The following is a 14,074-nucleotide window of genomic DNA, read 5'->3' as shown; positions in this document are numbered from 1 at the left end:
AATGCTTCCACCGGGCCGTTTGCATCTATACGGAGCTCACTATGGCATCAAAACCTTCTTCGTGAGCATACTGGCGCCATTACGTTGCAGCGAAAGAATGTACAGACCCGATGAGAAGCTACCTTTCGGCCTCAGCACAAACTCGTTGCCGCTTTGGCTGAGCGAGAAACCGATCGTTTTTCCCGACAGGTCGAAAAGGCGGATGTTGGACGCCTTCTCGTTTTTGAGGAGGAATTTGATCTCCCGGTTCGGCGCCGGGTTACCCAGCAGCTCGAATGCCACGCTGTTTGAGCCATTATCGATCGCGATCGTGCGTGAATATTCGAAGCTTCCGTCGGTATCTACCATTCGCAACCGGTAGTAGTTATTACCGCTCAGCGGTTTGGTGTCCACGAAACGGTATTGTTTTGTCACCGAAGAATTGCCGTTAGCCTGAATGCGGCCGAGCTGAATGAATTCTTTTGCATCGGCGCTGCGCTCGATGTCAAAATGGCTGCTCCCGGCCTCTTCGGTGGTGGTCCAGGAAAGGCTCACCGCGTTGTCGAGCAAAGAGCCACTGAACCGCGCCAGCGTCACGGGCAATGTGATAGTACAATTGTTTTTCAATTCCGCAATGATGGCATTCGGCAAGGTAGGGCTTGTCAAAACGACCCATATCGAGCGTTTGTCTTCAAGGAACGCATACGTATAGGGCTGGTCTTTGCTCACGATCGGCTCCGACGTTGACAAATTAGTTGGCGGGCTCGTATAGATAAGCTCATCATCCATAGTGCTGAACGTTGGCTGGCCGTTGGTCAGCTCGCCGTCATCCAGGTACAATTTATATGTTACGGAAAAAGCAGTAGGGTTCGTGGATACGATATCCAGGTCGTAGGTGCGTGGTCCTTCGGGCTCGTTACAGTTGATTTTTCCGGTTATCATCGGGTCGTTAATGCGTAGGTTGAAACCGCGGTTATAGCAGTGTACAGCCGGATTATTGGTTGCGGCCTGGGTAGACCACACATCTCCTTTCAGGATGGGAAGAGTTTCGCAAGCACCGGGAACAGTGAACTGGATATTGTCGATCGTGACACGGACCAGCCCCGAACCCAAGTCTTCCTCCAATAGTGTTAAGCCTGTAAATAGTGGCTGTATTTGATTGTCAGCACTATAATCTGGCAATAAGGTAACTGCTCCACGCGTATCAAGCGCGAGCGTGGCAAGCACAGCACCGAGGGCAGTTTTGTCCGGTGCTTTTTTGTAGTCGATGTTGGGATATGAGGAAGGAGCCCATATGTGAACATACGTAAACTTGTTTCCAAAATTCTTATTGATGGTGAAGGAGAGGTTAATGTTCACCACACAATTCCCGTTACTGTCACCAACATGGTTTAATTCAATTGCGGGATCGGTCAGCGTGCACTGTGCTTGCGACGTGAAATGCATAGAAATACCTATCAAGGTAATGCACATCAAACGGTAGAAAGTTTTCATGATAGAGGACGTTTAGTGACCAAAAAAAGTACTGTTGAATATACATGCAATATCTTGAAATAGTGAAAGTTGCGGGTGAATGTAAAAAGTTTTTAAACAAAAACGAAGACTACTATACGTCGGCATCAAAATAAATCACCCTATCCAATAAACGTTTACATTAACATGTAAAAATATTTTGCAAATTAGTGATCGAAATATTTTAGTTACTTGTTTTATAGATAGTTGTATATTAAACAAAAGTACTTTTATCAGTTAGATTAATTTTATCAAGACTAAATATAAAATTGGTTGGCACTTAGTTGATACTTGTCGGAATACATAGAGAGTAACTTTTGGTCGTATTGGAAAAATACAAACGGATGGTAAGATTTTAATGAGTCTTGGGAAAGGTTCGCTCCGATTAAGGTTTCCGCTTGAGAATCAGAACGGGTGATTCGCTGGTTCTTTTCTAAAACTAGTTGGTGACGGTTGCAGTTTGGGAGCGCTTTAAATTCAGCTAACTCAAACTTTATTCATGAGAAATTTTCTGGCTAGTATCTGTCTCCTCTTGTACCATCTTCCCTGCACGGCCCAATCGCCGCAGAAGTTCAGTTTTCAGGGAATCGCCCGAAGCATCGACGGGAAAACTGTAAGCAATGCAGTTGTCGGAATACGAATTTCCATTCGCTCAGCATCGCCCGCCGGAGAGATCGTGTACCAGGAGACCCAGGCGCCGTTGACAGGCTACGACGGGATTTTCAATATCAAGATCGGTGAAGGTAACGGCATCGTAGGCAATGTGGGAGCAATTCTATGGAAGAAGCATGCCCACTATCTTCAACTGGAAATGGATGTGTCCGGCGGGGCCAGCTACATTGATTTGGGGACAACGCAGCTCCTGAGCGTACCATATGCCCTGCATTCAGAACAGGCAGCGAAATGGTCGGACGGATATCCCGTAGTTCAAAAGAACGATGTTTTAGTACCAGGCGATCCTGACATCGCAAAACATCGTCTCCCCACGGTAGGCGCCGGTTCGCGGCTGATCTGGTATCCTAAAAAAGCCGCATTCAGGGCCGGAATTGTCGGGAACGGCGCCTGGGAAGATGCGCAGATCGGCGATTTCTCGGCAGCCTTCGGAACTAACACCCTCGCTTCCGGAGCAAACAGCGCGGCCTTTGGAACAGCTTCGTTATCGACAACCGCGAATTCGTTCGCCACCGGAAACGAAACAAGCGCTTCCGGCTGGGCCAGCGCTACTTTCGGTAGCCACACCGCAGCGAAAGCTAACGGATCTTTCACAGCCGGGTTTTTCAACGACAACACCGATAACCCACACCCAGCCTTGCTTGACCCCGCCGACCGGATTTTCCAGATCGGTAACGGCGATAACAATGCACGCAAGAATGCAGTTACCGTTTTAAGGAATGGCAACATTGGTTTCGGCAGTGTCGCAACCAGTCCAACACACATCCTCGACGTCGGAGGGAGGCTGCGGATCAGACATAAGGACGCCACGGCAGGGTTGTTCTTCGATAACTCGTCGGCGGTTCCTACTGGCTTTGTGGGTATGATTACAGACGATAACGTTGGATTTTATCTCGGAAAGTGGCGCTGGCAGGTGCATTCAAACGGCGCGGTTGCTACGGGAGGCGGGAATGCCATCGGCGATGAATCGGTGGCGCTGGGGCCGGGGACAACCGCCAAAGCGTATGGCGCTGTCACGATTGGCGCATTTAATAATGTCCAGGACAATTCGGTAGGCAATTACGCGGGGGCCAAAACCTCGGACCGGATTTTTCAAATAGGTAATGGAATGGGAAATCAGGCCCTTTCCAATGCCCTCACCGTTCAAAGGAACGGGAATGTCGGGATAGGCAACAATGCCTTGTTTCCAACCCACATTCTGGAAGTAGGCGGCCGCGCGCGTATCCATCACAACGGGAGCACGGCGGGCATTCATTTCGATAATTCCCAACACCAGGTCGACGGCTTCGTGGGAATGAAAACGGATGATCAGGTAGGGCTTTATCTCGGCAATTCCTGGATGTTCTGGGTTGATAATGGCGGAACCGGATATATCAACAATGCCATCGTGCAGACATCCGACCGCCGCCTCAAACGCGATTTCGTGCCGCTGTCATCAAGCCTCGGCAAATTGACCAGCCTCAACGGATACCATTATTTCTGGAAGGACAAGGAACGTGACCCATCATTGCAAACCGGACTCATCGCGCAGGAAGTGGAGAAACTGTTCCCTGAATTGGTCAAAACAGACAGTAAGGGCTTCAAATCGCTGAACTACACCGGATTAATCCCGCATTTGATCGAGGCGGTGAAGTCATTGAAATCGCACAACGAAGCCCTGGCAATTTCAAATGCAAATTTACAGAAGCGTTTACGGCGGATCGAGGATGTATTGCAGGCGACGCCCCGCAGAAGCAAGGACAGCCAGCACCGGGCAGAAACCGGAGACGAGATTTTCTAAATAAGTCTAACTATAACTAACATTCACTATGAGATTCATTTTTATAATTGGCCTCTCCTGGCTTTGCACTTTGCACGCTGCACTAGCTCAGTCTCCTCAAAAATTCAGTTTTCAAGGTGTAGCAAGAGATCAGACGGGAAAAGTCCTTACCGGCGGAAGCAGTGTAGAGGGCGTAAGTTTTATGATCCGAAAAGGAGCCATTGACGGGCCGGTCGAATACAAAGAAATTCATTCCAACGTCTTGATCATGGATGGCGGCATATTCAACTTGCAAATTGGCGCTGGCAATCAGGTGCTGACGGGAGATATGAAGATAATCGACTGGGGTAGTGACAAATATTATCTGCAAATTCAGTTCACTTTAGGAGATGGACAAACACATGACTTAGGTGCTGTCCAGTTGCTCAGTGTGCCTTATGCCATGCATAGCACTGTCGCGGAAAGTTGGCGGCAGAATGCACCAATCGTTCAGCATGGGACGTATGGTTCAGGACCGTCACTAGGAGGTATCGGTGACGGTCCCAGGCTGGTCTGGTATCCAAAGAAGGCAGCGTTGTTAGCTGGAAGGTCGCTGGAAAGTCTTTGGAGCGACAATAATATTGGCAACGGCTCGATTGCATTGGGAAGCTATACTCTCGCCTTGGGAGAGGCCTCGGCAGCCATTGGTAATGGCACCGTGGCAAAGGCTTCGGGAGCTCTGAGTGTAGGTGCTTTTAATGACAATACGGATAATCCGGTGCCGGACGCCTCTGGAATTGCGCCAACTGATCGCATCTTTCAGGTTGGAAATGGGGCCGGACCGCAAAACCCTTCAAATGCACTGACAGTCCTTCGAAATGGTAACGTCGGTATTGGAAATGGTGTTCTGGCACCTTCCCTTCCACTTGAAGTTAGCGGGCGAATTAAGATCCAACACAGTGGCACATCAACTGCGGGGATACATTTGAACAATTCTTCGAACAATGCAGGTGGTTTTATGGGGATGATTACTGATGAAAAGGTAGGCTTCTACATTGGCAACAAATGGAGATTCCAGGTGACAGGCACCGGGTTTGTTGGCATCGGAGCCAATGTGGTAAACCCCACATAGCCGCTTGAAGTTGGCGGCAGGGCGCGTATATATCACAGTGGTGCTACCGCAGGCATTCATTTTGACAATTCATCGAATGCACCGTCAGGTTTTGTGGGTATGATCACCGATAACAAGATGGGGCTGTACATCGGAAACAAATGGATTCTTCATGTTGCAGACAACGGGAATGTCGGAATCGGAGCTGATGTTGCGACTCCTGAATACCGATTAGACGTCGACGGACGCGCGCGGATGAGGCATAGAGGTGCTACTGCGGGTATTCACTTCGACAATTCGACCGGTGTGCCGAGTGGCTTTGTAGGTATGGTTACCGATAATAAGGTAGGATTATATATTGGCAACAAATGGGCTTTTCAGGTAACAGATCTTGCGGGAATTGCCGCAGGTACCAACGCAAACTGCCACGGAACCAATGCCATAGCTCTAGGGAACGGTACATGGGCGGATGGCAATGAGTCGGTTGCTTTTGGAGAAGGAACAATGGCGAAAGCCTGGGGTGCAATGACGATAGGCACATGGAACAACGTCCAGGATAATTCGGTGTCGACAAAGGCGGGCCTGAAAGCGTCAGACAGAATTTTTCAAATTGGAAACGGTACAGCATTCAACAATTTATCGAATGCCTTCACAGTACTCCGGAATGGTTATGTGGGGATTGGAAATGAAAGTATTATGCCCAGTCATATTCTGGATGTTGGAGGACGTGCCCGTATGCGGCACAACGGAAGCACTGCCGGAATATACTTCGATAATTCACAGCATAACTCCGTCGGTTTTGTAGGTATGTCGGGCGATAATTCGATAGGATTTTATATTGGAAATGATTGGAAGCTTCAAGTTTATGGAAATGGCGGTACACTTATAAACGGGAACCTGGGTGTTAATGGAATCATAAGTGAATCCTCCGACCGCCGCCTTAAACGCGACTTTTCTCCTTTATCAACCAGTTTTGAAAAGCTGAGTAAACTAGAAGGTTATCACTATTATTGGAAAGATAAGGAGCGTGACCAGTCATTACAAACCGGCCTCATTGCGCAGGATGTGGAGACATTATTCCCAGAGTTGGTCAAAACGGATGCAAAGGGCTTTAAGTCATTGAATTATACGGGGCTTATCCCGCACCTCATCGAGTCGGTGAAGACCCTTGCCGCATTGAACGCGAAGCTGGGTTCGGAAAATGCGGGAATCAAAAGTGAAAATGTGGCTATACAAGCTCTGCTTGCGGCTTTAACTGCCAGATTAGACCAACTGGCCGCCACAGTTGCTCCGGCTGGAACAACAGCAAAGTAGCTGTTCGATAAATCGACTAACTGCGGCAGCCATCCGTAGCCGCAGTTAGTTTTATAATTTTGTATGAACAACGGAAATTGCAGCATCCTTCATTTCCAACGTCACGCGCGACTGGTCCTTAAAGTTAAAAACATGCCCGTCCGCGCGGACTTCCTCAATGAGCGCGAAATCGAGGTTTTGCATGAGCCAGCCTTCTTGCTGTGCGGGCATGGTGCCGATAATGCCCTCCTCGGGCATGTTCTTGTCCGGGGTCGTGTAACAAGCGGCATAGCCGTAATTAACGTCGACGGCTGGCGACCATAATGCTTCGCCGACGGTTTGTGATACGACCGTGTAGCACTGGTTTTCGAGCGCCCGCGAGCGGGCGCCCACGTGTACACGCGTGGCGCCGCGAATGGTTTCGGTGCAGCTGGGGGCGAGAATCAGGTTCGCGCCGGCATCGGAGAGCTTTCGCGCGCCGATGGGGAATTCCACGTCGTAGCATATCTGAATGCCGAATTTGCCCCAGTCGGCTTCGAAAACGGTGAGCTGCCGTGGGGCGCTTTCTATTCCCCAATGCTCGTTTTCAAAGCGCGTCATGAAGAATTTGTCCTGGTAACCGGCCATTCCCGTAGGTGAGAACACAAATGCGCGGTTGAGATTCCTCGCATGCTCGATCACCGGGATGCTCGGTGCCACGATGATGACACCGTATTTCCGGGCAAGCATTTCGAATGTCTTGCAAAAATCGTCTTTCAAGGCATCCAGCTCCTGGATTTGCCGGCGAATGTCGGCGCGGATTTCCGCGTTGAAAATGCTCACCAGCTCCATGGCGCCATATTCCGGAAAAAGCAGCAGGTTTGCGCCCCGGATGGCGGCGTCGGCAACCCATTTTTCGGTGTGCCGCTGCCACGAAGCAAAATCTGCGTGTTCGGTGATCGGGTATTGTGCCGAAGTAATGGTAACTGCCTGGGTCATGGTCAATAGGTAATCGGTTTTGTCCAGAAAATCATCTTTTTGGGCGTGGACGCCGTTTCTCCGAGATCGGGCCATTCCATCACGCTTTGCAATGCGGGCTCTTCGCGGTAGCCGCGTTTCAGCCAGAACGCGTCGTTCGGCCGGTGGTCAGCCGGTTTCAACGGGTGATTTTTGCCGCGGTCGACGGAGCAGAAGCAGCACAGGGCGAATTGCCCGAATGTCCGTGCATGTGCCTCGCGCTCGTCGAAAAAGCGGTGCCCGAGTCCTTTTCCACGGTAGGCGGGCAGCAGGATGCTTTCTCCGAAGTAAAATACCGAAGCAATGTCGAAGCCTGCATCTTCGAACGGCTTGCGGATTTCCGCCGTTTCGTCCTCCAATGGAATGCAGGTCGTTGCGCCAACCATCTCATGGCCATCGTAAACAGCAAAAAGAAAGGAGCGGTCCGAGCGAAGGTATGTTTGCAAATAGCCCTTTTCATAATCTAAGCTGCCTTCGTACAAGTAAGGGTAATCCCTGAAAACAGCAATCCGCAGCCCGGCCAGGTCATCGAAAACGTCCGCAATGCCGGCGCCGGTCTTACGGACGAATGTCAGTTCGTTGGTCATGGTTTTGAAACGAGCTCGATCCAGAGCGGAAGGTTGTAGTAGGTGGTTACACGGCTGATCTTGCCATCGGTGACTTCCAGGAATGCCCCGGCGGGCAGCACATACGACTGTCCGTGCGCTTCGGGAAGGCCATCTTCCGCTTTTTTATAAATGCCATTTACAACAAACTCCACCGCAACACGCTTGTCCTGAGGCTCGGAGAAAAACACCATGTTCGTCAGCGTTTCTTCGTATGCTTCGTCCATTTTTTGAAGAAACTCAGTGAATTTTTCCAAACCAATGCGCACATCGCCCTGGTTGGCCTCGTGCCTTACTTCCGGATGAAGCAGCGCAAGCATGCCTTTCCAGTTCTTCGCATTAAAGGCCTCATAGTATTGCTGAACGGTTTCCAGTGCAGTCATTATAGTAATGTTTATTTAAAATATGATGGGGATAAAATAAAGGTATTTGCTTTAAAACGGGCTGTGATCCAACGATACCTGCCCGTTCGCGTCTTTCCGGTACACTGCAATGCAGCCCAGCGAAAATTGGGCATCGAAGTGTGGTTCCCTGGCAGCCAGCGTTTTCGGGGTCGGTTTGGCGCTGTCGAAGAAGTAAACCGTGGTGCTGCCGTACTTGTTGTAAGGCATCAGGTTGCCGTAATGGAGCATGTCCTTGGAAAGGGTATCGTCCACGGTCACGGCGTACACCCGCACGATCGGCCCGGTGTTATTTTCATTGCGGTACATCGCCACCTCCCGGAAGCCGCCTTCCAGGTCGTTCACAGTCGGCTGGGTGCTCGAATCGTAGACGATGTAGCCTACCAGAAGCGCTATTCCGATCAGCAGGAGATTTTTCTTGTTTTTTAGCATATTTTCAAATCGGGTCAATTCACTGAAACGTACAGCCATCGGTCGTCACTTTGCCAGTCGAGCCGGTAGGATTGACCATTGTAATCAAACCCGTTACCCATATTCTTTTCGGAAATGATCAAATCCGGCTGAAATACGGGATTTTCCAGCACCCGCGACGGATTACCGACCATCACGTGGGCAAATTCACGCCCGGGCTTCCGAAGCAAAAACTGGTAGGCGAAGTCGAAACTGGCTTCCGTAAAAGCAAAACCGATTTTTTGGGGATTGAGTGCGTTTGCCCGCTCGAAAAGTCCTTGCAGCCCGGCCCAATGGTCGCCCCAGAACAGCCGGCCCGGCGTGGCGTGCAGTACACTTTCCTGTTTGAGGTTCAGGTTGGCAGCGTCGATGCGCATGTTCAAATGCAAGGCATTGTTAACCGTCGGAAATATTTTTTCAAAAAACCAACGGGTGGAAAGCAGCGGGTGCGATGCGCTGAGTAACGCGAATGGCAGCGCCGCCAGCCAGAGCACCACGGGCAGCAAACGCGACAGGAATGCGGGCAGCACCGCAGCGTACGCAATGCCTACCACAGGCGCAGCAAGCAGAAAGAATGCGATATGCAGCCGCGAGCCGTACGTTTGATAACTGATAAAAAAGCAAAAGGTGAGAAAGCTGAGCAATGTGAGCGCTGCGTACCAATTGGCCGCTCGTTGCAAACGTGCACACCAGAGCAGCGGAATACCGGCGAGGATCAGCCAGATCCCGAAAAAATTATGGGCAAAATCCTCGTTGAAATTCAGCTTATTCATCTTGAACGGCATTCCCAGGCCCGGCCTGTCGAGCGGAATGCCCATCGCCGCATGCAGATTTTTGAGCTGCGTGTGAAGGAAATCGTTATAGCGGTTGCCGGGGGAAACGAAGCCGAGATGCAGGAAAACATGCTTGCTTACCGACGAAACATAGTCGGCGGGGCGTTGCAGGTCGTTTTGGTTGCCATTGCTGATTGTGCCGACGGGCGAGCCGAACAGCACATAAGTGCGGTACCAAAACGGTGTGTTGAGCGCCAGCGTGAGCACCACACCAGCGGCCACAAAGCCTAAGAGGTGTTTCCGCATGGCCGGTTGCCCGATCATCCGGATGATGAGGTAGCCGCCGAAAGGGAGGGCGTAAAATAGGAACGTTCCTTTGGTGAACATGCCGGCGGCACAGCAGAGCGCAATGAGGTACAGGCTCGTTTGTTGTTTGTTTTGGAGATAATCAAATACAAAAAAAGCGGTTGCCACGAGAAAGAATGCCACGACAAGGTCATTCTGGGTGGTCATCGACTCCAGAACCACGATCGGGAGCGTCGCGGCGAAGCACAATGCGATACGCAGTGCCGCCGCGGACGTTGAAAACAGCCTCACAATCATCGAAACGAGCAGTAATATACCCGCCAGACAGCCCCATTGCAGTAGCTGAAAGTAATGGACCGAGCCGGATAGCAGGAACGTGTGCAAATGAACATATTCCGAAAACGGACTGAATGAAATGGACCGTTCGATGTGCGAGGCGTAATGCGCCACATTGCCCTGCTGAGCCCAGTAACCCAGCCGGCTGAGATGGTAACTGAGCGAATCCTGATTGTTGGGGATCGCCACCACCGCCACGCACAAGGTAATAGCTGAAAGTACGCCCAGCATGAAGACCGTGAGCGGACCGACGCTTTGATAAAAACGCCGGATGCCGCTTAGCCATCTTTGACCCAGCGACCGGTGTGTTACACGATGGGCCTTTTTTATCCTAATCCATGTCGCAGCCAGCGCGGCGTCGAATAGCAGCCAGCTTAGGGCAATGCCAAAGCGGTTGACGGCATTGAGCAGCCCCAGCAGCTCGGTACTGACTGCGATAAAGAAGAAAACGAGTATGGAAGCTGTAATCAGCGAGCGGCGAAAGGATTGCTCGGAATCTTTGTAGAGCGCCACGTAGCAACTGGCCGTGGCCAGTATCATCGCCAGCGGGATCAAAAGAATCATAGGTCAGAAAAGGTCCTGTGAGGCAATATCGGGCGCAAACTAACTATTTCGCTGCAAAGAACCACATTAACTCACGGCGCAGCATTTGCCGGGGAAGGGAAAATGAGCCGCAACCTTTCAATAAGTTCCTGAACGGAAGTGACTTTGAAGGCCGCTGTCCCGAAGTTTATTTCAGCCTCGAAGCCGCTGTCCGATTCTGTAACCGTCACGCGGCAGGGGGCATCGCGGTACCGCCCGATGCCCATTCCTTCACGCTGCAATGCACGTTTTGCCCAAAATAGCGGCCGTTCGGCGCCTTCGAGGTAGATCTGCGGCTCGTCTGCCGGTTGGTGAATGACGAATGTGCCCGTAGAGCGGTCGAATGGAAAGCCGCTTTGCGCGAAGGTCGCTTCAAATGCGCCATTCAGCACGAGGTCTTCCGGGAGCCCGGCCAGAATGCGGCCGTCGGGGTGCATGAGCCACAGCTCGTCGGCGGTTTGCAGGGCCAGGTCCAGCTCGTGGGTGCTCAGCAGGATGGCCTTGCGCGTGTCGCGGGCAAGCATGTGCAGCAGGCGCATCATTTCGACCCGGTTGGGCAGATCGAGATGCGCTGTGGGTTCGTCGAGCATGATCAGCGCGGTGTCCTGCGCGAGCGCGCGCGCGAGCATTACCTTTTGCTTTTCGCCGTCGCTAAGCTGGTGCAAAGGGCGGTCGAGCAGGGGGGCAATGCCCGTTTGCGCAATGCTGAGGTCGATTTTTGCATGGTCGACGGCTGTGAGCGAACCCAGCCAGCCGGTGTAAGGCGTGCGGCCGAGCGCCACCACTTCCCGCGCGGTAAGATTGCCGGTGTCGGTGCGGTCGGTGAGGACCAGGCTTAGCTGCCGGGCCAGTTCCGTCGGTTTCAATGAGGCGAGTGCGCGGTTGCCGATCACGACCTGGCCGTCGAGTGCCGGTTGCAAGCCGCTCAATGTGCGCATCAGCGTGGATTTGCCCGCCCCGTTGGAGCCGAGCAGGCACACTAGCATGCCCGTCCGAAGTTGCAGGTGAAGGCCCTTCGCCACGGTCCGTACGTTGCCCGCCGACCGGTAGCCGATTGCCAGATCATGCGCTTCGAGTATAATGGCCGGCTCTTTCATGAAAATGCGGAGCGTATATTATTGCGGCGAATAATGATCCAGATGACCACCGGCGCACCCAGCAGGGAGGTCACCACATTAATCGGAATGACGGTTTGAGAACCGGGGAGCTGTGCAATGATATCACAAAGCAGCAGCAGCACCGTCCCCGCCAGACAGGTAGCCGGAATGAGCACCCGATGGTTGGACGTTTTGAAAAGCGGCCGGGCAATATGCGGAATGGCGATGCCCACAAAGCCGATAGGACCGCAAAAGGCGGTAATGCTGCCCGTGAGCAGGCTCGTGCTAAGCATGATCACAAGCCTGGTCCGCCCGACGGTGAGCCCCATGCTTCGCGCATAGTTTTCACCTAAAAGCAATGCATTAAGGGATTTGGAAGAAGCAAATGCGAGCATCAAGCCCGCCGTTACTACACCCGACAGCACGTATAAATGATAGCCCGTAACACCGCCCAGCGAGCCGAACGTCCACATAATGTACTCCTGCAATTGTTCCGGCTGACTGAAATATTGCCAAATACTGATAATAGATAGGGTAATGGTGCCGATCATGACGCCTACGATGAGCAGGATCACATTGTCGCGGACCCTGCCTGCAATGAGCAGAATGAGCGACAGCACCAGCCCCGAGCCCAGCGAGGCCATGCCGATAATAAGCCAGCTCCCCGAAATGCCCAGTTGGCTGATCGCATACATGCTCGCACTGCTTCCGCCTGCGAGCATCACGGCCGCAACACCCAGCCCGGCCCCGGCGGTAATGCCCAGCTCCGACGGCCCGGCCAGCGGGTTACGGAAGAGCGTTTGCATTTGCAAGCCACTCACGGAAAGGCCGCAGCCAGCCAGCACAGCGGTAAGCGCTTTCGGCAATCTGATTTTTTCAATAATAAAAAGCCATGCACGGTTTTCGGACTCGCCCGTGGTGACAATGCGGAACACTTCCTTGAACGGAATGGCTACCGAACCCAGCATAATGTCCAGGCAGAACAGCGCGACCGCCAGCACACCCAGCAAGCCAAACATCCACCTTCTGCTATCACCGGCGTGCGTCATTCGGGAAGTCGTTTGTAGTAGTAAAGCTGGTAACCCGGTTGTAGCCCGGGATGGAAAATGTGGATCAAGTCGGCTAGCACAATATGCGGGTTAACGCTGCCCGATTCAAAAAAGTCATTGGAGCCCAGTGCATTCACGCGGTTGTTGTAGCTGTACATCTGCCTGTTTTTAAATGCATTAAAATCGGCATAGCGCGAGTCTTGCGCCAGAATGCTCTTCCGGCTGTCGGCGGGATCGAAGCCGACGTTCAGCCAGTAGTCGGCCGTTAATGCCTTTGGGTAAACGGCTTCGAAATGCAGCGGCAAACTGCCTGTCGACTGGGTAGTTTGCCAGGGATAGTCGGCACCGGCGTCGGCGAAAAAGCGCGCCATATAGCTGTTGCCGCTGGGTACGAACCAGGCATCTTTGGTGTTCAGGCCTGATAAAACGGTGGGCTTTTTGGCAGCGTTGGCCGCCAGGGCTGTAAGTCGCTGATATTCTGATTCAACTTTCGCAAATTTTTCGTTCACCAGCTGTTCTTTATCCAGCAACGCGGCCATGAGCTTCACCCATTCGGCACGGGCCAGGGGTGTTTGCTCCACCCATTCGGAGTTGATAAGCACAGGAATGCCGGCTTCCCGGAGCACCTTGTAATGGTCCATTTTTCCGCCCGGATTGCCGACGGTCATGACCACATCGGGCTGCATTTCAACCACTTTTTCGTCATTCAAACCCTGGTCGCGGCCCACTCCGACTACCTTTCCGCCCTTAATCCTGTCGATTACATAAGGTGAAAACACATATTGGAGGCTTCCGAGGCCCGTCAAAACATCTTCGGCGTCGAGAAAGTGAAGCAGGCCGATGTGCATGGACGACATTGCCGCCAGGCTTTTTACGGGAATCGTGATCCGCTGCGCTTTCGGGTAGCTTTTGGGAACAGCTGCACCCGCTTTTTGCAGGATATACTGAATCGTGTCGCCATTCGCACCGAATGGATTGATGATACTCACCAGCTTGAAATCGCGGAAATAGCGGATCGTGAAACCGCGGGCGTGATGGATGTCCGTCGTTACAAACTGTGTGGACGTATCGGCGGCAGCTGACTGCTCTTGCTGGCCCTCTCCGGACGGCGCACAGCCCTGCACAAGCAGGCCCGCAAGAAAGAGCAGACTGATGATTCTAAGCATGTTTTTGT

General features: G+C 52.2%; 12 protein-coding genes. 3 read left to right on the top strand and 9 right to left on the bottom strand.

Going from position 1 to position 14,074, the window contains the following annotated elements; all coding sequences use genetic code 11:
* Positions 1-39: 39 nt before the first annotated feature.
* A complete protein-coding gene (locus DFER_RS30565) occupies positions 40-1,473 on the bottom strand; it encodes a T9SS type A sorting domain-containing protein (protein ID WP_015812802.1) in 1,434 nt (477 codons plus the stop codon).
* 517 nt (positions 1,474-1,990) lie between these two features.
* Between DFER_RS30565 and DFER_RS16560 the strand changes: the two genes are divergently transcribed.
* The 3 genes from DFER_RS16560 (at position 1,991) to DFER_RS16550 (ending at position 6,326) form a co-directional block, all read left to right on the top strand.
* Positions 1,991-3,943 (top strand): tail fiber domain-containing protein, encoded by a 1,953-nt coding sequence (locus DFER_RS16560; protein ID WP_015812801.1) that lies wholly within the window; start codon positions 1,991-1,993, stop codon positions 3,941-3,943.
* A 28-nt stretch (positions 3,944-3,971) separates the two neighbouring features.
* Positions 3,972-5,033, top strand: coding sequence for a DUF8740 domain-containing protein (locus DFER_RS16555; protein ID WP_015812800.1), 1,062 nt, complete (start codon positions 3,972-3,974; stop codon positions 5,031-5,033).
* Between the two features lie 99 nt (positions 5,034-5,132).
* The gene (locus tag DFER_RS16550) at positions 5,133-6,326 is read left to right on the top strand and encodes a tail fiber domain-containing protein (protein ID WP_015812799.1); all 1,194 of its coding nucleotides are present in this window, start codon (positions 5,133-5,135) and stop codon (positions 6,324-6,326) included.
* Positions 6,327-6,377: 51 nt separating this feature from the next.
* Here DFER_RS16550 and DFER_RS16545 read toward each other — a convergent pair whose 3' ends face one another.
* The 8 genes from DFER_RS16545 to DFER_RS16510 all read right to left on the bottom strand — a co-directional run bounded on the left by DFER_RS16545 (position 6,378) and on the right by DFER_RS16510 (position 14,066).
* Entirely contained in the window at positions 6,378-7,358 is a 981-nt protein-coding gene (locus DFER_RS16545) for a carbon-nitrogen hydrolase family protein (protein ID WP_229206024.1), read from the bottom strand.
* Complete coding sequence (locus DFER_RS16540; RefSeq protein WP_015812797.1) at positions 7,286-7,888, bottom strand: GNAT family N-acetyltransferase; 603 nt, start codon at positions 7,886-7,888, stop codon at positions 7,286-7,288. The genes DFER_RS16545 and DFER_RS16540 overlap by 73 nt, the downstream gene beginning before the upstream one ends.
* Positions 7,885-8,289: a ketosteroid isomerase-related protein gene (locus DFER_RS16535; RefSeq protein ID WP_015812796.1), complete on the bottom strand. Its 405-nt coding sequence runs from the start codon at positions 8,287-8,289 to the stop codon at positions 7,885-7,887. The genes DFER_RS16540 and DFER_RS16535 overlap by 4 nt, the downstream gene beginning before the upstream one ends.
* A 51-nt stretch (positions 8,290-8,340) precedes the next feature.
* A complete protein-coding gene (locus tag DFER_RS16530; RefSeq protein ID WP_015812795.1) occupies positions 8,341-8,739 on the bottom strand; it encodes a hypothetical protein in 399 nt (132 codons plus the stop codon).
* A 14-nt stretch (positions 8,740-8,753) separates the two neighbouring features.
* Positions 8,754-10,736, bottom strand: coding sequence for an ArnT family glycosyltransferase (locus tag DFER_RS16525; protein WP_015812794.1), 1,983 nt, complete (start codon positions 10,734-10,736; stop codon positions 8,754-8,756).
* Between the two features lie 71 nt (positions 10,737-10,807).
* Complete coding sequence (locus DFER_RS16520; RefSeq protein ID WP_015812793.1) at positions 10,808-11,851, bottom strand: ABC transporter ATP-binding protein; 1,044 nt, start codon at positions 11,849-11,851, stop codon at positions 10,808-10,810.
* Positions 11,848-12,900, bottom strand: coding sequence for an iron chelate uptake ABC transporter family permease subunit (locus DFER_RS16515; RefSeq protein WP_143828751.1), 1,053 nt, complete (start codon positions 12,898-12,900; stop codon positions 11,848-11,850). The genes DFER_RS16520 and DFER_RS16515 overlap by 4 nt, the downstream gene beginning before the upstream one ends.
* Positions 12,897-14,066: an ABC transporter substrate-binding protein gene (locus DFER_RS16510; RefSeq protein ID WP_015812791.1), complete on the bottom strand. Its 1,170-nt coding sequence runs from the start codon at positions 14,064-14,066 to the stop codon at positions 12,897-12,899. Before DFER_RS16510 ends, DFER_RS16515 begins: the two co-directional genes overlap by 4 nt.
* Positions 14,067-14,074: the final 8 nt, after the last annotated feature.

This window comes from Dyadobacter fermentans DSM 18053 (genome assembly GCF_000023125.1).
GTDB classification, from domain to species: Bacteria; Bacteroidota; Bacteroidia; order Cytophagales; family Spirosomataceae; genus Dyadobacter; species Dyadobacter fermentans.
The sequence above is the reverse complement of the archived record's forward strand: the minus strand, read 5'-3'. Positions and strand labels throughout refer to the sequence as shown.

Coding starts and splice junctions, on each gene's coding strand:
- DFER_RS16530 (WP_015812795.1), bottom strand. CDS start 8,739: ATGCTAAAAAACAAGAAAAATCTCCTGCTGATCGGAATAGCGCTTCTG.
- DFER_RS16520 (WP_015812793.1), bottom strand. CDS start 11,851: ATGAAAGAGCCGGCCATTATACTCGAAGCGCATGATCTGGCAATCGGC.
- DFER_RS16515 (WP_143828751.1), bottom strand. CDS start 12,900: ATGACGCACGCCGGTGATAGCAGAAGGTGGATGTTTGGCTTGCTGGGT.
- DFER_RS16545 (WP_229206024.1), bottom strand. CDS start 7,358: ATGGCCCGATCTCGGAGAAACGGCGTCCACGCCCAAAAAGATGATTTT.
- DFER_RS30565 (WP_015812802.1), bottom strand. CDS start 1,473: ATGAAAACTTTCTACCGTTTGATGTGCATTACCTTGATAGGTATTTCT.
- DFER_RS16535 (WP_015812796.1), bottom strand. CDS start 8,289: ATGACTGCACTGGAAACCGTTCAGCAATACTATGAGGCCTTTAATGCG.
- DFER_RS16555 (WP_015812800.1), top strand. CDS start 3,972: ATGAGATTCATTTTTATAATTGGCCTCTCCTGGCTTTGCACTTTGCAC.
- DFER_RS16510 (WP_015812791.1), bottom strand. CDS start 14,066: ATGCTTAGAATCATCAGTCTGCTCTTTCTTGCGGGCCTGCTTGTGCAG.
- DFER_RS16550 (WP_015812799.1), top strand. CDS start 5,133: ATGATCACCGATAACAAGATGGGGCTGTACATCGGAAACAAATGGATT.
- DFER_RS16540 (WP_015812797.1), bottom strand. CDS start 7,888: ATGACCAACGAACTGACATTCGTCCGTAAGACCGGCGCCGGCATTGCG.
- DFER_RS16525 (WP_015812794.1), bottom strand. CDS start 10,736: ATGATTCTTTTGATCCCGCTGGCGATGATACTGGCCACGGCCAGTTGC.
- DFER_RS16560 (WP_015812801.1), top strand. CDS start 1,991: ATGAGAAATTTTCTGGCTAGTATCTGTCTCCTCTTGTACCATCTTCCC.